The sequence below is a fragment of the Streptosporangium amethystogenes genome (genome assembly GCF_000721075.1).
GTDB lineage: Bacteria > Actinomycetota > Actinomycetes > Streptosporangiales > Streptosporangiaceae > Streptosporangium > Streptosporangium amethystogenes.
Window position 1 is genome coordinate 84100 of the sequence record NZ_JOEQ01000022.1, and the last position, 19902, is coordinate 104001.

The 19902-nt window shown below is 71.5% G+C and carries 19 protein-coding genes; 10 read left to right on the plus strand and 9 right to left on the minus strand.

Going from position 1 to position 19902, the window contains the following annotated elements; all coding sequences use genetic code 11:
* The first annotated feature begins 19 nt into the window (after positions 1 to 19).
* On the plus strand, positions 20 to 688 hold the full coding sequence (locus IG98_RS0127670; protein WP_030918328.1) for a GntR family transcriptional regulator: 669 nt from the start codon (positions 20 to 22) through the stop codon (positions 686 to 688).
* Positions 689 to 754: 66 nt separating this feature from the next.
* On the opposite strand, the gene IG98_RS0127675 is transcribed toward IG98_RS0127670, so the two are convergent.
* From IG98_RS0127675 to IG98_RS0127700, 6 genes are all read right to left on the minus strand, one after another.
* Positions 755 to 1810, minus strand: a complete 1056-nt coding sequence (locus IG98_RS0127675; protein WP_211264114.1) for a TRM11 family SAM-dependent methyltransferase — start codon at positions 1808 to 1810, stop codon at positions 755 to 757.
* A 361-nt stretch (positions 1811 to 2171) separates the two neighbouring features.
* Complete coding sequence (locus tag IG98_RS0127680) at positions 2172 to 2765, minus strand: GNAT family N-acetyltransferase (protein ID WP_030918334.1); 594 nt, start codon at positions 2763 to 2765, stop codon at positions 2172 to 2174.
* Complete coding sequence (locus IG98_RS0127685; RefSeq protein WP_030918335.1) at positions 2762 to 4234, minus strand: APC family permease; 1473 nt, start codon at positions 4232 to 4234, stop codon at positions 2762 to 2764. Before IG98_RS0127685 ends, IG98_RS0127680 begins: the two co-directional genes overlap by 4 nt.
* 28 nt (positions 4235 to 4262) lie before the next feature.
* Positions 4263 to 5009 (minus strand): GOLPH3/VPS74 family protein, encoded by a 747-nt coding sequence (locus IG98_RS0127690; RefSeq protein ID WP_342666850.1) that lies wholly within the window; start codon positions 5007 to 5009, stop codon positions 4263 to 4265.
* A 456-nt stretch (positions 5010 to 5465) separates the two neighbouring features.
* Positions 5466 to 6239 carry a MerR family transcriptional regulator gene (locus IG98_RS0127695; protein WP_030918341.1) on the minus strand — a complete coding sequence of 258 codons (774 nt, stop codon included), beginning with the start codon at positions 6237 to 6239 and terminating at the stop codon, positions 5466 to 5468.
* A 281-nt stretch (positions 6240 to 6520) separates the two neighbouring features.
* Positions 6521 to 7714 carry an esterase-like activity of phytase family protein gene (locus IG98_RS0127700; protein WP_037971446.1) on the minus strand — a complete coding sequence of 398 codons (1194 nt, stop codon included), beginning with the start codon at positions 7712 to 7714 and terminating at the stop codon, positions 6521 to 6523.
* 329 nt (positions 7715 to 8043) lie between these two features.
* On the opposite strand from IG98_RS0127700, the gene IG98_RS0127705 reads away from it, so the two are divergent.
* The 3 genes from IG98_RS0127705 to IG98_RS0127715 all read left to right on the plus strand — a co-directional run bounded on the left by IG98_RS0127705 (position 8044) and on the right by IG98_RS0127715 (position 10698).
* Positions 8044 to 8295 carry a hypothetical protein gene (locus tag IG98_RS0127705; protein ID WP_030918346.1) on the plus strand — a complete coding sequence of 84 codons (252 nt, stop codon included), beginning with the start codon at positions 8044 to 8046 and terminating at the stop codon, positions 8293 to 8295.
* Positions 8296 to 8395: 100 nt separating this feature from the next.
* A complete protein-coding gene (locus IG98_RS0127710) occupies positions 8396 to 8701 on the plus strand; it encodes an SRPBCC family protein (RefSeq protein ID WP_030918349.1) in 306 nt (101 codons plus the stop codon).
* 98 nt (positions 8702 to 8799) lie between these two features.
* Positions 8800 to 10698 (plus strand): helix-turn-helix domain-containing protein, encoded by a 1899-nt coding sequence (locus tag IG98_RS0127715; RefSeq protein ID WP_084195694.1) that lies wholly within the window; start codon positions 8800 to 8802, stop codon positions 10696 to 10698.
* Positions 10699 to 10717: 19 nt separating this feature from the next.
* Here the strand turns inward: IG98_RS0127715 and IG98_RS0127720 are convergent, their stop codons facing one another.
* On the minus strand, positions 10718 to 13345 hold the full coding sequence (locus IG98_RS0127720) for a CHAT domain-containing protein (protein WP_211264115.1): 2628 nt from the start codon (positions 13343 to 13345) through the stop codon (positions 10718 to 10720).
* 131 nt (positions 13346 to 13476) lie between these two features.
* Between IG98_RS0127720 and IG98_RS0127725 the strand changes: the two genes are divergently transcribed.
* The 4 genes from IG98_RS0127725 to IG98_RS0127740 all read left to right on the plus strand — a co-directional run bounded on the left by IG98_RS0127725 (position 13477) and on the right by IG98_RS0127740 (position 16706).
* Positions 13477 to 14925, plus strand: coding sequence for a S8/S53 family peptidase (locus IG98_RS0127725; protein WP_030918354.1), 1449 nt, complete (start codon positions 13477 to 13479; stop codon positions 14923 to 14925).
* Positions 14926 to 14991: 66 nt separating this feature from the next.
* Positions 14992 to 15567, plus strand: coding sequence for an RNA polymerase sigma factor (locus tag IG98_RS0127730; protein WP_030918357.1), 576 nt, complete (start codon positions 14992 to 14994; stop codon positions 15565 to 15567).
* Positions 15564 to 15998, plus strand: coding sequence for a hypothetical protein (locus IG98_RS0127735; RefSeq protein ID WP_051753034.1), 435 nt, complete (start codon positions 15564 to 15566; stop codon positions 15996 to 15998). Before IG98_RS0127730 ends, IG98_RS0127735 begins: the two co-directional genes overlap by 4 nt.
* A gap of 117 nt (positions 15999 to 16115) precedes the next feature.
* A complete protein-coding gene (locus IG98_RS0127740; RefSeq protein ID WP_030918362.1) occupies positions 16116 to 16706 on the plus strand; it encodes a hemerythrin domain-containing protein in 591 nt (196 codons plus the stop codon).
* Between the two features lie 40 nt (positions 16707 to 16746).
* Here IG98_RS0127740 and IG98_RS0127745 read toward each other — a convergent pair whose 3' ends face one another.
* On the minus strand, positions 16747 to 17778 hold the full coding sequence (locus IG98_RS0127745) for an iron-containing redox enzyme family protein (protein WP_030918367.1): 1032 nt from the start codon (positions 17776 to 17778) through the stop codon (positions 16747 to 16749).
* Positions 17779 to 18387: 609 nt separating this feature from the next.
* On the opposite strand from IG98_RS0127745, the gene IG98_RS0127750 reads away from it, so the two are divergent.
* Positions 18388 to 18843 carry a hypothetical protein gene (locus IG98_RS0127750; protein WP_030918369.1) on the plus strand — a complete coding sequence of 152 codons (456 nt, stop codon included), beginning with the start codon at positions 18388 to 18390 and terminating at the stop codon, positions 18841 to 18843.
* Positions 18844 to 18977: 134 nt separating this feature from the next.
* A complete protein-coding gene (locus IG98_RS0127755; protein WP_030918373.1) occupies positions 18978 to 19448 on the plus strand; it encodes a MarR family winged helix-turn-helix transcriptional regulator in 471 nt (156 codons plus the stop codon).
* 57 nt (positions 19449 to 19505) lie between these two features.
* Here IG98_RS0127755 and IG98_RS0127760 read toward each other — a convergent pair whose 3' ends face one another.
* Positions 19506 to 19856 carry a DUF3140 domain-containing protein gene (locus tag IG98_RS0127760; protein WP_030918376.1) on the minus strand — a complete coding sequence of 117 codons (351 nt, stop codon included), beginning with the start codon at positions 19854 to 19856 and terminating at the stop codon, positions 19506 to 19508.
* Between the last annotated feature and the right edge of the window lie 46 nt (positions 19857 to 19902).

Here is a 19902-nt window from a genome sequence, read left to right on the forward strand (position 1 = left end):
ATGGGGTAACCTACGTCAGGTGCGAGCGACGGTCAACGCAGGGGGCGACGGGGCACCGCTCTCGCTCTCCGAGCAGGCATACCGCGCCATCCGCGACAAGCTCGTCATGCTCGACATCCGCCCCGGGATGCCGATCAAGGAGGACCATCTCGCCGCCTCGCTCGACATGGGCAGGACGCCCGTCCGCGAGGCGCTGAAGCGGCTGGAGGGCGAACGGCTCGTGGTCGCCTACCCGCGCCGCGGCACCTTCGCCACCGAGGTCAACATCACCGACCTCGCCCACATCTCCGAGGTCCGGCAGCAACTGGAGCCGGTGGCCGCGGCCAAGGCGGCCCTGCGCGCCACCCCGGCGGACCGGATCGCACTCGGCGAGCTCGGCGCGGAACTGGCCCCCGAGCGCATCTCCGCCCTGCCGCCGGAGAAGCTGATGCGTCTCGACCTGCGCGTGCACCGCGCCCTGTACGCCGCCACCGGAAACCCCTACCTTGAGGACACCCTGGTCCGCTACGACAACCTGGCCACCCGGATCTGGTGCCTGTTCGTCGACCGGCTTCCCGGCATGGCGGGCCACGTCGGAGAGCACGGCCCGCTGCTGCGCGCCGTCATCGACGGTGAGGAGGAGCAGGCCGCCCGGCTCGCCGCCGAACACGTCGCGGGCTTCGAACGCGAGGTCCGCGCCCTGCTCTGATTCCCCGGTCAGGGCGGTGGCGGCGGGGCCGCCACCGCCCTGACCTTCTCCTTCAACCCCCCGCGCTCATCCTCCCCGTGCTCGGCGCCGGGACGGCTGTCGTGGACGCCTCTCCCCCACCATGAGCCGGACGATGTACGACCTGGCGCCGGAGAGCCGGACCTGCTGGACGTGGACGGGGACCAGCCGGTGCCGGATGGCGGTGCCGAGGTCGTCGGTGTCGGGGATCAGCACCACCGCCGTTCCGTCGGGAGCGAGGACCCGGCGCAGCTCCGTCCACCACCGGGAGGGAGCCCCGGCGAGCAGGCCGTGCGCGGCGACCTGCGTACCCCAGGGCGGGTTGCACACGACGCGGTCGACGCTGCCGTCGGCCAACGGCAGATCGCCGGCGTCGGCCGGGCGGACGGTGACGGCCGGGGAGTCCGCCGCGTTCGTACGCGCCGCCCGCAGCGCGTCCGGGTCCAGGTCGAAGCCACAGAAGCGGGCGTCCGGCCGCAGGTGTCCGGCCTCGATGAGCAGGGTTCCGGCACCGCAGCAGGGGTCGAGCACCCGGTGATCGGACCGGATGTCGGCCATCCGGGCCATCGCCGCGGCCAGCGGAGGATGCAGGGTGCCCGGGATCGTGCACCGCTTGTAGCTACGGCGGTGCAGCGGCCGGTCGGTGATCCTCAGCGTGAGCGTCGCCCAGGTGCCGTCCAGGATCAGCCGCCACGCGCTGTGGGCCGGCGGGGGCGCGGCGCCCCCGCGCCGCGAGTGGTAGCCGGCTCCCAGTCTCCGCGCCAGGGCCCGGCCGACGGCGTCCTCGGCGTCGTACCGGTTGAAGTTCCGCCTTCCCAGGAAGGACGCCGACACCTCGACACCGGTGAGCTCGCCGGAGCCTCCACAGCCCAGCCGGTGCCGGAGCAGCGTGTCCACCTCGGTGACGGCCGCGAGCTCGGCGAGCGCGTCGACACCTGTTCTGGCCGCTCCGATGTCCGGCAGCCGGGCGGCGAGCAGGAACACGTCGTCCGCGGTGCGCAGCCGGACCACGCCGGGCTCCGGTCGAGGCGCACGGAAGTGCACCTCGCGGTGGCCCAGATGGGTGATCGGACCGAGTCCGAGCTGGAGGATCTCGGAGGCCACGATGGCCTCCAGTCCTCGGACGCACCGCGCCACCAGGCGCGCCGCCGTCACGAGACGGCGAGGGCGCTGGGACGCGGGGCGGTGAGAAAACGCGCGCGAGTGCGCATGATGATCGTTCTTCTCCCACGTCAAGGTTCGGGACGGCGCGACGCCGCCCCGCCTCGTCGACGACGGGGGTTCCTCGCCTCGCCGACGGACCCTTAACGCAGGCGGAAGAAGAAGATCATGGAACGAATGCTAGCAGCCCGATCAGCGCCGTATCCGCTCAAGAGGGGCACATCACACTCGTGCGACACCGGCCCGGACCGGCCCGCCCGCGTCTCGGGTCCGGTCGCGACACCGTGACCGGCGGGAGGCCCGGTCAGAGGTTCGGCGGGCGCCACATCGGGAACATCGGCGGGCCGTCGGGCATGAATATCGGGTCGCCGAGGTCCTGATAGCCGTGGCGCAGGTAGAGCCTGCGACTGCGGGTGCTGCTGGCCTCCAGGTACGCGGGTATGCCCGCCTCGTCGAGCCCGCGGTGGTACCCCTCCAGCAGCCGGGTCCCCGTCCTCCGTCCCTGGTACCCGGGGAGCACGGCGAGGAACGCCAGGTAGTGGTGCGGGTCGTGGGGGTGGCGCTTGTCCATCTCCTCCCCCATCTGCCCGATGCGCTCCGCGTGGGGACCGGCGAACGCCTCCACCCGGGCGTCCCGGTCGAGGATCTCGGGAAGCGGCTCTGCGCCTTTGTGGAACCATACGGCCACGGCGGACATGTCGGCCGTCGCGTGGACCTCGCCGTGGATGAGGGCGCTCTCAGTGATCATGGAGAAGAAGGGGGGCATCACCCGGCGGCGGTCGTCGTCCGGCGGGATCATCCAGGCCGAGATCTCCTGCTCGTGGAAGGAGGTGGCGATGATCGCACCGATGACCTCGGCGACCCCGGGAGCGTTCTGAACGTGAATGATCTCTGTCATTCGGCCCCTCCCACGGCCGCCTGGGCGCCCCGCCCGATGTTCGCGTACACCTTCGGCCGGTTGGCCCGCAGGGCGAGTCCCCACATGACGCCGAGCCCCACGGCGACGAAGTAGACGGCGGGCATGATCCAGCGCAGCGGGGAGTCGGGGGCCACGCCGAGCACGATGTCGAAGTTGGCCATGACGAGCACGATGACCACGATCAGCAGGACCGAGGAGACCCCCGGGGCGATCCTGGTCCGCCAGGCGTTCTCCTCGTTGGGGTTCTTGGCGAAGAAGACCAGCACGGAGATCGAGGTGGCCGCCAGCATCATGAGCAGTCCCAGGCCACCGAACGATCCGACGGTGAAGAACAGCTGGACGACCGGATCCAGGCCGAAGACCGCGTATACGACGATCGTGACCAGCCCGATGACACTCTGCGCCACCGAGCCGTTGACCGGGGCACCGGTCCGGGGGGAAGTACGACCGAAGATCTCGGGCAGCACCCTCTCCCTGCCGAGGGCGAAGACATAGCGGGAGATCGTGTTGTGGAAGGCGATCAGCGCGGCGAAGAGGCTCGTCACGAAGAGGAGGGAACCGATGGTGGCGACGGTCGCCCCCAGGTGCTGCCCGGCCAGGTTGAACAGGAGGGCCGAACTCTGCTTGCGCGTGGCCTCGACGATCTTGTCCGAGCCGATCGGCACGGTCATCGCCCAGGACGACAGCGCATAGAGGCCGGAGATGACGGCGAGTGCGACGTAGGTCGCGATCGGCACCGTGCGCCTCGGGTCCTTGGTCTCCTCGGAGAACACCACCGACGACTCGAAGCCCGCGAAGGACGCGATGCAGATCGCGACCACCGCTCCGATCCCGGGGACGAAGAGGTTCGACGGGTCGAAGACGTCGAGGCTGTAGCCCGAGGCCGCCGGGTTGATCAGGTCCGCGATGTCGAACACGACGACGACGGCTATCTCCGTCAGCAGCAGGACCGAAAGGACCTTCCCGTTCACGTCGACCCGCATGAGGCCGAGCACCCCGGTCAGCACCCAGGCGACCAGTCCGATGACCCACCAGGGCGGAGAGCTTCCGAACCAGTCGGCGATCAGCGGCTGGGCGGCCGCACCGATCATGCCGTAGAGACCCACCTGGAGCGCGTTGTAGGCCAGCAACGCGACCCACGCGGTCGCCACACCCACCGGCCTGCCGAGCCCTTTCGCGGTGTACGCGTAGAACGCCCCGGCGTTGACGACGTAACGGGCCATCGTCACGTAGCCGACGGCGAACAGGCCCAGGATGGCTCCGAGCAGGATGAAGGCGAGCGGCACGCCGGTCACGCCGGTCGCTGCGTAGGCGGCGGTCACCGAGCCACCGATGACGGTCAGCGGCGCCGCCGCCGAGATGACGAAGAACACCACCGACGGCACACCGAGGCGGTCCTGGGCGAGCGCGGCGGAAACGGCGCTGACCCTTCGTTCTGTCACGGACATTGGGATCCTTGAAATGAGGGGGGTGGGTTCACCGGCGGCTGATGACGGAGTCACCTACGGCAGCCTCGGTCTGGGCGATCAGTTCCTGGAGCGGCGCCGGGAGGGCGGTGATCGAATCGGAGAGGTATCTCGGGTTCTGCTCCCACAGAACGAGTTGGTTGCCGCCGGTTGCGACGAGCAGCCCCAGCAGGACGCCGTCCTGGACGCTGAGTGGCTCACGGCGTTGGATCGCCAGGTTGACGCGTCCGCCGGGCCACGCCGCGATGTTCACGTCGACCGGCACCTGCCTCCGCGACGGGCGTCTGCCGGGCGGGCGCAGCAGCCCGTCGGCGGTCATCCGGGCCGCCACGTCGGCGAGTGCCGTACGGGCGAGGAACTGCAACCAGGTACGGAAGCGGTGTGCGGGTTCGGCGACGACGTGGTCCAGGGCGGTCCTGGTGAGCGCGTCTTCGGGCGGCGCCGCGTCGAGAACGACGAGCCGTATCTGCCCTGCCGCCAATCCCACGGTTATCCGCCCGGCGAGCATCAGTTCTCCCAGGATGGCGGCGGCCAGCCCCAGACCGGTCAGGCGGGCATGAAGCCTCATCCGGCCGGTCGCATTGTCATGCATGACAAAGAACAGGTCGTCAGCCAATCGGGGTCCCGAAAGATCAACTTCAGCCACGAACGGCGATCGTATAGGTAAATTGCTAAATCTGCCATTACGCGAATAAAATTCTGGCGCGTAGCGGATAGCTCCAAGCAGGAATCGGAGAAAACGAAGTCGCCCGCCCACGACCGAGGTGGCAATGGCCGGAACCCCGGGCCCGAAAGCTCCCTGGAGGGTGCGGACGCCCCCTACCGGAGACCGGTGATCACCCGGGTGACCTGGTACGCAAAGAAGAAAACCCGCCTCACGCCGGCAGCGTGAAGCGGGCCTTCGAAGGTTTTTCCCCGCCGGGAGAATCCAGCCGAGCGAGCCGCGCGGAGCGGGAATCAGCGGGGCCTGGGTAATTAGTGTCTGTCTTTAATTCGGAAAGTTACACCGACCAGGGACCGGAATGGCGCGGTAACGGCTTCCGCACACCCGGTGTCGAATCACGGCCACGGGTTCAGGCGGCGCGAACGGGCTGCCGGAGTACGGTCAGCATCTTCTCCGGGTCGGTCTCCCCCGTATCGGACAGGTAGATCTCGTGGTGCAGGCCGTGCCGAACTCCACCGCCTCGGGAACCTTCCGCGGCCGATTACCGGTTCATTCCGGGTCCTCCAGTTTGATCATCAGATGGGTCACCAGTCGGTCCTGCGGCGTGGTGGCGGGGTTGGAGACGTACACCTCGCGCAGCGGGCCTTCGGGCGTGTGCCCGTGCTCGCCCACCCAGGCGAGCAGCGCGTGCGCGGTGAGCGGGATCTGGTCGTAGGGACCGACGTGCGTCACCGAGGCGTACAGACCGCCGGGCAGGACATCCGAGGACGTCCCCGGCACGTCCTCGGACGTCTCCACGGTGACGGCCACGGTGAGCTCCGGCGCGAGGTCGAGCGGGAACAGCCCGATCATCAGCCCCCTCGGATCGCCCGCCGCGGCGAGCAGCCGGGTCACGCACGCCGAGGTGACGGCACCGATCCGGTCCGGTGTCGCGACGTCCCTGACGACGGCCACCCGCCGGGCGGGCTCACGGACCACCGTCACCTCCGGCCGGGGCAGGCCGTCGGCGAGGATGCGTTCGAGCGCGGCGAAGTTGCGCTCGCGGCGCGCCAGCTCGGCCTCCATCCGGTCACGTACGCCACCGAGCGCACCCGTGTCGCCGGACAGCACCCGCCCGATCGAGGGCAGGGGTACGTCGATGGACCGGAGCAGGCCGATCAGCATCGCGGCCCGTGCCTGGTCCGGCCGGTAGTAGCGGTAGCCGGTGTCCGGATCGACGTAGTCCGGGGGCAGCAGGCCCAGCTCGTCGTAGTGACGCAGCTGCTTGACGCTGAGCCGGCAGAGCCTCGCGAACCGCCCGATCGGCAGGTGTCCCTCGTTCACACCATCAGCATGGAGGCTCCCGCAGTGGGAGGGTCCACCGGGCAAGGATCGATCGAGCGCGGAGAGGTCGGCTCAGCAGGGTCTGGCTCGGGAACCGGCCGAGCCGGGAGGCCGGGGGGTCACACCTGCCTCCGCCGCTCCCCGAACGGAGCGGCTTCTCGCCAGGCCGCTCGTGGACCGGCGCGGCCGGGACCCGTGACACAGGTCCCGGCCGCGCCGGAGTCCTTCAGCGTCCGGGTAGGTGCCGACCGCCCTGTCCGGGCGGCCTCACCTCGCGGCGGTCAGCAGCCCCTGGCGGCGAAGGCCAGGAACTGGGTGACCTCCTGCTCGCTGAAGTTGTCGTCGGAACCGATCACCAGCGTGCACTCGCCGTTGCGCAGGCGCGGTCCCCAGGCGAGGCTCTCCAGGTTCTGCACCGGTGTCCGCACCGTGCTGAGGTCGGAGACCAGACGCTTGGAAACCGGGCGGTACGGGCGGCCGGTCGACAGGCTGTCCCTGTTCAGCACGTTCGTGGCACCGCGCAGGTCGATCTCGTACAGCTTGGCCTTGTAGTTGACGCCCTCGATCCAGGAGCGTTCGAGGGCGAGGTAGCGGTTGTCGTCGATCGCCAGGATCTCCGAGACGCCGCTGTCGGACTGACCGGTCGGCGGGATCGGTGCCGCCGGCAGCGGGTCGATCGGGTAGACGTACTGCCCGCGCGGCCTGCCGTCGCGGCTCCACACGGTGATGCGGGCCGGGGCGCCCTTGGTGGCGGTCGGCGGCTCGCCGTCCTCGTACCTGGGGCCCTCGGTGACCGCCGTGATGGTGCGCTCCGTGGAGGTCAGGCCCTCGAAGCCGAAGTTGCGCCGGGGGCCGCTGTCGGTGCTGGTCATCTTCATGTTGCGGGGGGTCGTCAGCTCTCCGAGGTGGCGGCCCCGGGTGTTGGTCCAGCGGACGAACAGGTCGGAGACCGGGATCTCGGGATGCGTCGCGTCCGGCCGATCGCCCTCGTGGCCCCAGAGCAGCCGGTTGCTCCACCTGTCGTAGCGGATCGTCTCGGGATCGGCGGACCCGGCCCGGCCGTAGGCGGGATAGGGGGTCCCGTCGGGCCGCCGCAGGGTGGTGACCCCGGTGAGGTTCACCCCGGTGAAGGCTCCGGTGACCGGGTTGATGTCAAGGCGGCCGGTGTAGAAGCGGGCCGGGTTGTAGCGCCACCGGTCGTCGGAGATGAGGTACCAGGTGCCGGTACGCGGGTCACGGTCGATGCCGGAGATGCCGCCGACCGTGGTCCCCCGGAACCGCATCTTGTTCGGCAGGCGCTGCTCACCGAGGAAACGGGTGATCCGGACCCCCCTCGTGGGCATCGCGGTCTCCGACCGGGCGTCCGCCGTCGACCGTCGGGCGTCCGCCGTCGACGCCTGCGCGCCGACGGCCCCGAGGCTGACCGCCGTCGCGATCGCGGCCGTGATCGCCGCGATTCTTCGCGAATTGGCCATATGACTCTCCTCATCCCAGAAAAGATCCCGAAGGACTGGCGGGAATATGAGATCGCGGATTGCTGAAAATATCCACGAGAATCAGCACTTGAATGCTCATTGGCCGCTCAAGGACAAGGAAGAACCAGCCATTTTTCCGGTATTTTCAGTTTTGAAGTCGAGGATCATGACAATGCGCTCGAAAGCATGTGAGCGGGGCATCTCATCACTACCGGCCAGGGTGACCGGCCATCCGCCGGACGCGGGTTCGGGGGCGCGCGTACGGCGGGAGTACGCTCGAAGGGACGCCGACAACCCCGCCGGGTCTATTCCACACTGGACGGCGAACCATGGCGGACATCGAACCCACGTGCGAGCTACACCTGCGGATATCCGGTCAGCCCCACGACCTGATGTTGCGCCTGCACGGCCACCAACCCACCGAGGACGACGTGGCGAGCTGGATGCGGGCCGGTTCCGTGGTCAGGCTCCAGGTCACCGAGACGGCGGGCCGGACCCCGCACACCATGCTGGTGAATTTCGGTAGCGTGGTCTTTGCCTGGATCTGTCCTTACCAGTCCGGCCTGGGGATGAGTCCATGAAGCCGGGCCGCCGCTCCCGGGCCTGACACAGGCCCGAACAGACCCAATAATGACCGACTATTTACTCATATATCTCGATATATGAGTAAATAGACTCCTAATGGGCGGCTTCGAGGTGGACGAGGCGCCGGGGAGGGTCGTCGCGATGGAGCCGGGCCGCAGGTTCTCCCTGGAGTGGCCGGGCTTCGGCGTCTCCAGCTGGGAGCCGGAGGGCTCGGACGGCGCGACGCGGCTCACCTTCATGATGAGCGGCTTCGAGGAGGACAGCCCCCTGTACGCCGGGTGGATGGGCCGGCTCAGCGGCGTCGCCGAGCTGCGCCGCTTCCACGAGCCGAGCGACCGGCAGCCGATCTGGTTTGATTTCGAGCCCCCCGCCCTGCCCGAGGAGACCGCCGCGACCAGGTGACCGCGCGCCCTCAGGGCCGCCTACCGGCGAAAGGGCCGGTATCCCCGGTTCACTCGGCTCCGCGTGTATCACCGGCGGGCGGCGCGCCTCATATCGCTGTGAGAAACCCACGGTCTCCCTGGCCGTTCACGGCCAGAGCTGAGGAGTTTGATCTCGTACGGCGAAACCTCTCCGCCGGTCGCCGGGGGATCGTCGTGACCGGTGCGGCGGGCAGCGGCCGGAGCCGCCTGACCGCCGAGGCCGTGCCCGAGGCGATGCGTGACGCGGTGCTCGTCGTGGACGACGCCCATCTGCTCGACGACGCCTCGGCCGCGCTCGTCCACGAGCTGGCGCTCGGTGGGCGCACCCGCCTGCTCGTCACGGTCAGGGAGGGCGAGCCCGCGCCGAAGGATATCTCCAGGCTCTGGGAGGAGAACCTGCTGCCGCGCCTGGCACTGGCCCCCCTGACGGAGCACGCCTGCGCCGAGCTGCTGGCGCGGGCGGTGGGCGGCTATGTGGACGCCCTCACCGTCCGGCGCCTGTACCGGGCGAGCCGCGGCGACCTGCGGCTGCTGCGCGAGCTGGTCGTCGCCGTGCACGCCGGCGGAGACCTGAACCACGTGTCGGGCACCTGGACCTGGCGGGGCACGCCGCCGATCACCGCGCGCGTCCGGGAACTGGTGGAGGAGACGATCCGCGACCTCGACACCGAGGAGCGGGACGCGCTGGAGCTCATCGCGTCCGGCGAACCACTGGGCGCGGGCGCGGATGCGCCGGGCGCCCTCGTGGCCCCCGCCGTCCTCGAACGCCTGCGGGCGAGGGGGCTCGTCACCGTGGACGACCGGCTCGTCCACCCGCTGCACGGCCCGGTGCTGCGGGCCGCCGCGGCGGAGCCCTCCCTCTCGGGCGGGCCTTCCGGTAGGCGAAGGGCCCCGAGGGCCTCGGCGCTGGCGGCCGAGTGCGAGGAACTGGCCGCGCGCGCGTACACCGGAAGACTCGCGGAGATACCCCGGGGCGTCGGCGAGCGGATGGCCGAGGACGACACCGGCTGGGACGAGCCCGCGATGCCGGAGTTCTGCGCGCGGCGCGCCCGCGTCGCCCGGCTCCGCGGGGAGACCCGCGAGGCCATGGCCTGGAGTCGCGAGGGACTGCGCCGCTCTCCCCACCACCGCGACTGCCTGGCCGAACTCGCCCACGCCGCCGCCTACGTCGGCGACCTGGCGACGGCCTGGCAGGCCATCTCGCGCGGTCCCGCCCCCGCCGGGGATGCCTGGACGCGCCCGTGGCCGGTGAGCGGAGCACAGCCTCCGGCGCCTGCGGGGGACACCCGGTCGCCCGCGCCCGACACGGACACCTGGCGGCGGGCATCCGCCGCCGTACCGGCACGGACCTGGGCACTCGCCGCCGAGGGAGACCTCGACGGCGCCCTGCGGTCCGCGCTCGGCGTCGCCGGAGACGGCCTGTTCGGAGACGACCTGTTCGCCCTGCACGACGTGGTGCGGCTCGGCTCCCCCGAGCTGGTCGCCGATCGGCTCGGGGAACTGGCCGACCGCGCGGAGGGGGACCTCGCTCCCCTGCTGGCGCGGCACGCCCGCGCGCTGGCCCGGCGCGACGGGGACGCCCTGGACAAGGTGGCGCGGGGACTCGCCGACCTCGGCCTGATGCTCCACGCCGCGGAGGCGTCCGCGCACGCCGCCCTCGTCCACCCCGACCGGCGCGCCTCGCAGGCATCCAGGAACCGGGCCTCGGCGCTGGCGGGCGCCTGCCAGGGGGCGCGCAGCTCCGCGCTGGTCAACCTCGCGCTGCCGAGGCTGACCGCCCGCCAGCGGCAGATCGTCAGCCTTGCCGCGGCGGGCCTGACCAACCGGCAGATCGCCGAGCAGCTCACGGTGTCGATCCGCACGGTCGCCAACCACCTGTGCGACGCCTACGCGCGTCTCGGCAGCAGCGACCGCGCCGGCCTGGAAGGGCTCTTCACCGTTGGCCTGCGCGGCGACCGGACGGGCGGCCACCGATGAGACGATCCGGCGGGGCGGGTCAGGCCGCTCCGATGGCGGAGAAGGACCAGCCCGTCGCACGGTGGAGCGCGTCGCCGGGCATCGACAACCTGGCGTCGCGCAGGGCCTCGGCCATGCTCAGGCCGCGCCGCAGCCCCTCGTGCAGGGCGAGCATCAGCGGTACCACGGCCTCGTCGTCGACCGGCACCGAGCTCGCCACGATCCCGGCCGTGCCCAGCGGCAGCAGCGCCGTGGCGAGGCCCAGCAGCTCGTTCGCGCCGACCGGCTGCAGCCTGCCGGAGTCGCAGCTGGACAGGAGGATCCGGTACGGAGCGCTGCGGAGTCGTTCGAGGTCGTGCACCGTGAGCGGGCCGTCGTCCATCCCCAGGGAGGAGAACATCGGGCTGTCGGAGCGGAAGGTGCCGTGCGCGGCGATGTGCGCGAGCCTGCTGCCGTCCAGCGCCGCGAGCACGGCCGAGGTGACCGCGGTGCCGTTCTCCAGCACCGTCGCCTCGCCGTACCTGGCTGCCAGGGGCGGGATCTCGGCACCGCCCGTCGCCAGCCCCGGGCCTCTGACCAGCACGACCCGATCCCGTGACGGCGACGGCTCGATCCGCCGGGCGTGGAGCCAGGCGCTCGCCGACGGCGACACGCTCAGCACCCGCGTACCCAGCGCGGGCAGCAGCGCCCAAGGCACGCCGTGCAGCCTGCCCGGCGGTACGACGACCACCGGCCCTTCCCCGAGGTGGCGCACCGCGGGGCCGAGCAGTGTCTCCTGGAGGCGGCGCCCGCCGGCTTCGAGGACGGGCAGCCTGGCCGCGGAGCCCCCGTACGCGATCCTGCTGAGACCCGCGCGGGCGTGGTCGGCGTCGATCGCCGCGTCGGCCAGCCGTCCCGCGGCGAACCTGCGCACCCGGCCCCGGCCGCAGAGCAGGACGTGCAGGTCGCCGTCGACGGCGACGATCTCGATCAGCCACCCGTCACCGAGTTCGTCGAGCAGCAGGTCCACGTCGAAGCGGTGCCCGTCGGTGCCGCCCGCACCGCGCATCCGGAGCGTCCGGTCGCGGATCCCCTTCTCCAGCCGCCGCTGCTCGCGCTCCAGCGCGGGGGCCGGGCTGCCTTTCTGCCTCGCCGCCTCGATCCGGCTGCTGATCTCCCGGAAGGCCGTCACGTCGCGCAGCAGCTCGGGGTCGTCCGGCGGCCGGGTGGGCGGGACCGCCAGCACCGTGGCGCGCCAGCGCTCACTCCAGCCGAGGAACCGGCGGGGGCTCCCTCCTGCGAGGGTCGCCCGCTGCGCGAGCAGGGCCAGCTCCGCCCCCTGCGCGGTGGCCCGCGCTCGCAACTCCGAGGCGCCCAGTGTCATCCTGTACTCGTCCAGCAGGTCGAGACCCCGCCGGCAGGCGTCCAGCACGCCGCGGGTCCGCCCCGCGGCCGCAGCCCGCAGCGCCTGCGCCACCCAACCGTCCACCCGGGCGAAGGCGGGACCGCGTGCCCTGCCCCTGGCCGCGGCGGCCAGGTGCCGTTCGGCGTCGGCGTCGGCGCCGAGGGCGAGGGCGGTGCGACCGGCCAGCAACGACGCCTGGACCGCCTCGGGGGCGCGCAGCTCCGCCAGCCGCAGCGCGACCGCGGCGGCGTCGCGTACCGAACGGCCGGAGATCTCACCCGCCGCGAACCTGGCCTGGACCAGCACCAGCCGAGCGTGGGCCTGCCACCAGTCGCGGCGCTGACTGGAGAAGAGCCGGACGGCCGTGCCCGCGCGGACGATCGCCGCGTGCGGCTCGCCCACCGCGATCGCGGCCCGCGCGGCGATCAGGAGGAGTTCGGCGCCGCGGGTCGTCTGCCCTCCCGTACGGTTCAGCAGCTCCGTGGCGGCGTCGGCCTCCTCCAGCGCCTCGCGCGCCAGCCCGGCCGCCAGGAGCACCCCGCACCGCCGGATGTGCAGCACGAACATGGGCGTGCCGAGTGCCCGGTAACGGCTCGCGGCCTCGTCGAAGTGGTGCAGCGCCGCGGGGAGGTCACCGGACCTGAACGCCGCCAGCCCCCTGCTCTCCACCGCGTCGGCCTTGTCGTGCTCCTGGTCGGTGGTGTCCCACAGCAGCTCGGCGGCGACGAAGTCGGCCTCGGCCCGCTCCACGGCCCCCACGGCCAGGTGGACCGTGGCCCTGAGGGTGAGCGCGCGGGCGGTCCAGATCGTGTCCTGTGCCCGGCGCAGGGCGGGGATGGCCCGGCGCAGGTCGTCGAGCGACTCACGGTGCCCGCCGAGGACCCACCAGGCGTAGCCGCGCCGAAACAGCGCGCGGGCGCCGGTGAGCCCGCCGCCCCTCTCGACCGCCGCCCCCAGCGCCGCCATCCCCTGCCTGGTGCGCCCCGCGTGGATGAGGGCGGCCCCCAGGGTCGACAGCACGTCCGTCTCGCGGTCCGCGGAGCCGGACCTGACCGCCAGCACACGGGCCCGCCGGAGATGGTCGATCGCCGTCGTGAGGTCGCCGAAGTCGCGCTGCCAGATGCCGATCACCTGGTGGGCGACGGAGGCGTCATGAAAGGAAGGGGCGCCCGCCAGCACGGCCCGCGCTCCGGCCAGCGCGTCGGCGGGACGGGCGAACAGCAGGGGCAACAGGTCGAGAGCATCTCCCACGGAAGGCGGGGTCCGCGGGCTTCCCCCGGTCACGGATCGATGTTAGACGTGATGTGTTCGGAGCGTCCATGCCGCTGTGCTCGTACGCAGGGGTGTATCAACCGGGCGCCCCGCGGCTCCTAACCCATGGCGACGTGAGGAATCTCCGAGACAGGACAGTGAACATGGCACCAGACAGGTTCCAGGAACAGTTCGACCAGATCCAGGCGGCCATGGGAGAGGGGGTCGTGCTCGCGGCGGGCCCGGATGACTCGTCCAGTTTTCTCTATGAGAAGGGCTGTGTCCTCGCCAGGCGGGATGACGCCCCCGAGGTCACCCGGGCGATCCGGAGGGCGTTCCGCCGGGATCGCGGCAGTGACCGTGGCGTGGAGCTGCAGGAGGAGGAGAGCCCGAGCGGCGTGTTCAAGATCCTGGTCGGGCCTGTGGACCGTGCGGAGCGCTGGAGCGACCGGGACGTGTCGGACGCGTTGCGGGCCGTCGAGGAGCTGGAGCAGGCCAACGGCCGCCGGATGGTGTCCAGGAACCACATCGTGTCCATCGCGGTGAACTGCTGCCCCGGCGACGAGCCGGTACCCGTGGCCCGATACGGGCCGCCCAACCCGGCGGTGGTCAAGCGGGTCGCCGGCGCGACGGCCGGCCCGGTGTCCGTCCTGGTGATCGACACGGGACTGGTGGAGAACTACAGGTCGCACCCGTGGATGAGCCTCGTCGAGGGCGAGGGCAAGGAGATCGAGCTGGACTCCGAGGGGATACTCAAGCAGTACGTCGGTCACGGCACCTTCATCGCCGGGCTGATCAGCGCCGTCGCACCCAGCGCCGCCATCACGGTGAACGGGGCGCTCGTCAACGCGGGCGCCATCTCCGAGAAGTGCCTGGGTGACCTCCTGCTCGGGGAGATGCGGCCGTTGAACAGGTGGCCGGACATCATCAACCTGTCCGCGGGAACCCTGAGCACGGACTGCCAGGCGCTCATGGGGCTTGAGGACTTCATGCGGGAGCTGGTGACCAACCACCCGGAGACACTGCTGGTGGCCGCGGCGGGGAACAACGGCAGCGACAAGCGGTTCTATCCCGCGGCCTACGCCGACGACCCCGACTACGCCGGCGCCGTCGTGTCGGTGGGCGCGCTGAGGAAGGACGGCCAGGACCGGGCCTGCTTCAGCGGTCACGGGCCGTGGGTGACGGCGTACGCTCCCGGGGAGCACCTGGTGAGCGCCTTCACCGCGGTGGACGACACCCCGGTGCCCTACGACTACCAGCATTCGACCTACGACCACTGCCGGTACGGCTCCACCTACGACTGCACCTGCCAGTTCCCTCCGCACCGGGGCGAGCTCAGCGAGAAGATGGCGGCGTCGCCGAACGCGATCCGCGAACGCGTCAGGTTCGACGGGCTGGCGCAGTGGAGCGGCACCTCCTTCTCCGCGCCCCTGGTCGTCGGCATGATCGTCAATCACATGGTGCGGAACAACGTGACCGACTCCCGGCAGGCCGCCGCCGAGCTGCTGACCGCCCCCCTGTCCGGCAGGGGGGTGCAGGGCCTGACCGCCCCCACCCTCATCCCCTCCACCTGGACGCCGTCGAGCGTGCAAAGTGTCCCGGTCGCGCTCTGAAAACCGGTGCGGCCGCATCGGCCCTCCGTCGTACGATGACAGTCCCGAATGCAAGGGGACGTCACCGTGGATCGAGACTCGACCGGCACTCTCTTCCGCGCCGCGGTGGATGGGGAGACCGCGGCGTGGAAATCCCTGGTGGAGGGCCTCAGCCCGCTCGTGTGGTCCGTCGTGCGCGCCCACGGGCTGAGAGACGCGGACGCCCAGGAGGTCTACCAGACGACCTGGTTCCGGCTCGCGCAGAACCTCGCGCGGATCCGTGAGCCGGACCGGGTCGGGGCCTGGCTGGCCAGCACGGCGCGGAACGAGTGCGTCAAGGTGATCAGAACCGCTCGGCGGGTCTCGCCGAGCGACGACCCCGAGGTGTTCGACCGCGCCGCCGACGGTCGTACGCCCGAGCAGGCGGTGGTCGACGCCGAGGAGGCGTCGATGGAGCGGGAGCGGATGCGGGCCATGTGGCAGGCGTTCCAGGAACTGGGAGAGAACTGCCGGCGGCTGCTGCGCCTGCTCATGGCCTCGCCGCCGGTCAGCTACCAGGAGGTGTCGGCGACGCTCGGCATCGCCGTCGGGAGCATCGGGCCGATCAGACAGCGCTGCCTGCGGCGGCTGCGCGTCCTCCTCACGGAACGGGGCTTCCGATGAGCGACGACGCGCTTGAGGCGGAGCTGCGCCGCGCCGTCGAGTTGTTCGATCCCGTTCCCTCCGAGCTCCTGCAGGTCGCCGTCGAGGCCTACGCGCTCCGCGCGCTCGACGCCGAGCTGGCCGAGCTGGTCTTCGACTCCCTCAGCGGGCCCTCACGGGTGCGGGGTGACAGGGCGCCGCGGATGCTGACCTTCCAGGTGGCGGAGCTGACCGTCGACCTGGAGGTCACCGTGACCGCCGACGGCGGGCGTGTGGTGGGCCAGCTGATGCCGCCGGGTCCCGCGGAGGTCGAGGTCCTCGGGCACCGTCCGGTGACGCTGGCCACCGACGAGCTGGGCAGGTTCGTCTACGACGACGTCCCCGCCGGGCCTTTCAGCCTCCGCTGTCACCTCGCGGGCGCGACCGTCGTCACCGAGTGGATCACCGTCTGACCGCGGCTTCACGCGGGCGTCTGCGGGTACGCGGTCACCGGCGTGCGGCCCGCGCCGGGTCACCCCGGGTTTCGGTGCCCGGATGGGGGTAAGCGTCCTAATGACAAGGGGGGACCTATGAGTGACCGCAAGGACGTACCCGAACTGATGGGTGAGAACGACGTCGTGGACCTGCTGGTACGCCAGCACGTGATGATCAGGGATCTGTTCGACGAGGTGGAGAACGCTCCCGCGGGGCACCGGCGTGCCGAGGCGTTCCAGCGCCTGGTGCGGATGCTGGCCGTGCACGAGACCGCCGAGGAGGAGGTCGTGCATCCCTATGCGCGCCTCAAGATCGAGGGCGGGGACAGCGTGGTCGACGAGCGCCTCAGTGAGGAGCGGGAGGCCAAGCAGATGCTCTCCGACCTGGAGAAGCTGGGCGCCGACCATCCCGACTTCTCCGGACACCTGCAGGTCCTGCGGGCGGCGGTGCTGGCCCACGCCCACGCCGAGGAGCGCCACGAGTTTCCCCGGTTCCGCGCCCAGACGAGCGAGGCCGAACGCCGGGCCCTGGCCGCCGGGGTGAAGGCGGCCGAGGCGCTGGCGCCGACCCACCCGCATCCGGGCACCGAATCGGCGGTCAGGAACCTGCTGCTCGGGACACCGCTGGCGCTCGTGGACCGGACCCGCGACGTGATCCGCCAGGCCATGGGCGGGCACGGAAACTGAGGTACGGGCCTCCCCCCGCCGGTACCACCTGGTTCGGTCGTCACGGCCTCGCCGCGCCCACCTCCCGCAGTGACGGGACGCCGCGCCGCCACCGGCTCATGACGTGCTCGGCGAAGAGCCGATCCAGGGTCAGCGCGCAGGCCGCCCCGTACAGGACGTCACCGGCCCGCGAGGGGTGCTGCCGTACGAACCCGCCGCACATGTCGTGCGCGGCGGTCTGCGCGGGTACGGCGTCGGCCCGCACCTGCTCGTCGTAGAAACGGCTCGCCGCCTCGCCCGCCCCCAGCCTCCGCAGGCCCCTGGAGTAGCGGCGGTTGGGGACCGAGGAGGTCATCTCGGTGGCCGCCAGGTGACCGAGCAGCGCTCCGAGGTGGCGCCGGTGGAGCCCGAACAGCGACATCGTGTTGGAGACGGCCAGCGTGATCGCCGGGACTTGGTCGAGGTAGGCGCCGTAGGAGTCGTCCATGCCCAGCCGGCGCATGGTGGTCCGGAAAAGCGCGGAGTGCGTCCGCTCGACGCGCCCGCCGCCGTACCGGTCCATCTGGATCTCCACCAGCGCCGCCTTGGGGCGCCCGCTCAGCCGGGGGATCGCCCAGGTGTGCGGATCGGCCCCCTTCAGGTGGTGGATCGACCGGTGCGCGACGAACTCGCGGAACTGCGCGAGGTCGGCCTGCCGCTGGAGGAATCCCGGCAGGTCGGGGCCGTCGACGGCGGCGGCCACCAGATCGGTCAGGGCCTGGCTCAGGTGCTCGGGCCGCTGGGTGGGCGGACATGACACGGCCCGCGCCAGCCCCTCCTCGAACCGTGCCTCCAGGATCTCCCGCACCTCCAGCAGCGAGGGGTTCCACTCCCACCGCTCGTCCACGCCCTCGAAGCCCCGGTGGTGCAGCTCGTAGCAGACGAAGAGCGCCAGCTGCACGTCCTCGTCCACGAGGACCGGGCCCGCGAAACGGGCGGGGAACGACAGCAGCGGGAGCGACAGGAGGCCGAAGCGGTGCGGTGGGTGTACCAGCCGTTCGAAGAGCAGGGCGCTGATCGGGCCCCGCGCGGCGGGCAGCGCCGGCAGGTCCAACGGGTCCGGGCGCTCGGCGGGCTTCGAGCGCTCCGGAGACTTCGCGGGCTTCAGGGATCCCGCGGGCTTCAGGGACCTCGGGGAGCCCGGGGGCTTCGTGGCACGTGACGGTCCGGGCCCGGGAGAGCTCAGCAGTCCGGGGAGACGCGGCTGCCCAGGAGACCTCGGCGGCTCCGGAGCCACCGAGAGATCCGGGTCCGCCGGGAACCCTGAAGCCGTCAGGGGCCCGCACGCGCCCCCGGGTGAGTCGTTCACCGTGATGCCGCCGTCGTGAACGTCGGCGATGCGCCGCCCGTAGTGAGCGGACGCGTCAAACCCACGCGCCATGCGTCCCCCGTTCGATGCCCCTCGATCGGTCCGATGCCCACACCGAAGCCCTCGAAACACTCCCAAGATCACTCCTTCCTCTCGATGACCTGCAGAAACCACGAAATACATGGATATTTCGCGGGCGCACTCGCGAGAGCGGACGAGTACCGGGGCCGGAAACGGGCAGGCGACAACACCGAGACGGCACGACGCCGGGGCCATCCGGCGGAAAACCCGATGCCCCGGCGCGGGGGGACGGCGAAACGCCGGTCTCTCCGCACGGGAAGGTACGGTCAGCTCATGTCCGAGCGCAGCATGCCGCACGACCTCGCCGCCTGGGCGTGCCCCCACGGGCAGGACGCTCGCCGGGGTTGCACGACCTGCTACGAGGAGTCGACCGACGGCGACCAGGCCCAGCCCTTCTGGGAGGTCGCCGCGTGGTTCACCACCTCGCGGCCGATCCCGATAAGAACGCTCCAGGACGCGCACCACCACGACCGCCACTTCGCCCTCGACCAGCCGTCCACGCCGCTGGTCTACCTCCTGACCGGCCACGCCCGCGCGGGGGACAGCGTGCAGGCGATCGCGGGCGTCGTCGGTTTCCTGTTGCACAACCGGCACGTGGTGGCCGACTTCACCGTGACCGAGACCCGCGCCACCCGCCGCTCGCCCGGCACCCCCGGCGCGCCCAACGCGACCCGCCAGACCGACAAGTGGCTCCAGGACCCGCGCCGCCCCGACGGGCGCCTGCGGTGAAGGTGACCCTTCACCGCAGGCGGTGCGCACGTGGGGTGAGCGATCCGTCCGGCTGCCACCCCGTGGATGACAGGTACGGAGAGAGTCCCTAAGCTCGACAACACCATTGTCGAAACAGTGAGGCGGAGACGATCGTGCCGGCCGACCCTCCGGGCTTCGAACTCCCGCTCAGGCTCTTCCTCGGCTTCCGGATGCTCATCGACGAGCTCCACGTGGAGCTCGCCCGCCAGGGACACCCCGACATGCGTCCGATGCATGGATTCGTCCTGCAGGCGATCGGCCCCGAGGGCACCACCGCCGTGGAGCTCGGCCGACGGCTGGGCGTCTCCAAGCAGGCGGCGGGCAAGACCGTGGACACCCTGGAGCACCTGGGCTACGTCGAGCGGCGCTCCGACCCGGGCGACGCCCGCCGCAAGATCGTGCGGCTCACCGAGCGGGGCGTCGACAGCCTCGCCCGGTCCGCGCGCATCTTCGAGGACCTGCGCGCCGGCTGGGCGAGGACCCTCGGTGAGGACCGCCTGCGCGCCCTGGAGTCCGACCTGCGCGCCATGACCGCGGGGGACGTCTTCCGGCTCGACGTCCCCGGCTGGTTCGGCGGCTACTGACCGCCGCTCACCGGCCGGGAGGCCGAGTTGCCGGCCCGCTGGTCGGCGCGCCCGAGGTCAGCCCCGGAGCCGGGACGGCCGGAGCGGATTGTGCCCGACCTCCAGCAGCGCCCGCCGCCGGTCGTCGTCGTCATCGCCGACCCTCCCCTCGGCCAGCGTGTCCTCGACGCGGTCGACGGCCTGCCGCATCGTCTCGATGTCGTCCGCGGTCAGGTCGTCCTTCCGCTTGCCGAGGACCCCGAGCACCTGGCGTCCGAGCGGCGGCATGACCAACTCGGGGCTTCCGGCGACGCCCCCGTCCGCCGAGGCCGACGCCAGCAGGAAGGCGCGCAGCTCCTCCGACGTCATGTTCACGACCTCGTGGAACTCCTGCCACACCAGGTCGAGGATCAGATCCGATTCGGCCACCGTGCTCTCCTCTCACACCGGGCCCTGCGGCCACGCCCCGGACAAG

What these genes read in the sequence shown, in the direction of transcription:
- IG98_RS0127685 (WP_030918335.1), bottom strand. Translation starts at nt 4,234, where the DNA reads ATGTCCGTGACAGAACGAAGGGTCAGCGCCGTTTCCGCCGCGCTCGCC.
- IG98_RS0127680 (WP_030918334.1), bottom strand. Translation starts at nt 2,765, where the DNA reads ATGACAGAGATCATTCACGTTCAGAACGCTCCCGGGGTCGCCGAGGTC.
- IG98_RS0127705 (WP_030918346.1), top strand. Translation starts at nt 8,044, where the DNA reads ATGGCGGACATCGAACCCACGTGCGAGCTACACCTGCGGATATCCGGT.
- IG98_RS0127710 (WP_030918349.1), top strand. Translation starts at nt 8,396, where the DNA reads ATGGGCGGCTTCGAGGTGGACGAGGCGCCGGGGAGGGTCGTCGCGATG.
- IG98_RS0127750 (WP_030918369.1), top strand. Translation starts at nt 18,388, where the DNA reads ATGTCCGAGCGCAGCATGCCGCACGACCTCGCCGCCTGGGCGTGCCCC.
- IG98_RS0127725 (WP_030918354.1), top strand. Translation starts at nt 13,477, where the DNA reads ATGGCACCAGACAGGTTCCAGGAACAGTTCGACCAGATCCAGGCGGCC.
- IG98_RS0127740 (WP_030918362.1), top strand. Translation starts at nt 16,116, where the DNA reads ATGAGTGACCGCAAGGACGTACCCGAACTGATGGGTGAGAACGACGTC.
- IG98_RS0127735 (WP_051753034.1), top strand. Translation starts at nt 15,564, where the DNA reads ATGAGCGACGACGCGCTTGAGGCGGAGCTGCGCCGCGCCGTCGAGTTG.
- IG98_RS0127700 (WP_037971446.1), bottom strand. Translation starts at nt 7,714, where the DNA reads ATGGCCAATTCGCGAAGAATCGCGGCGATCACGGCCGCGATCGCGACG.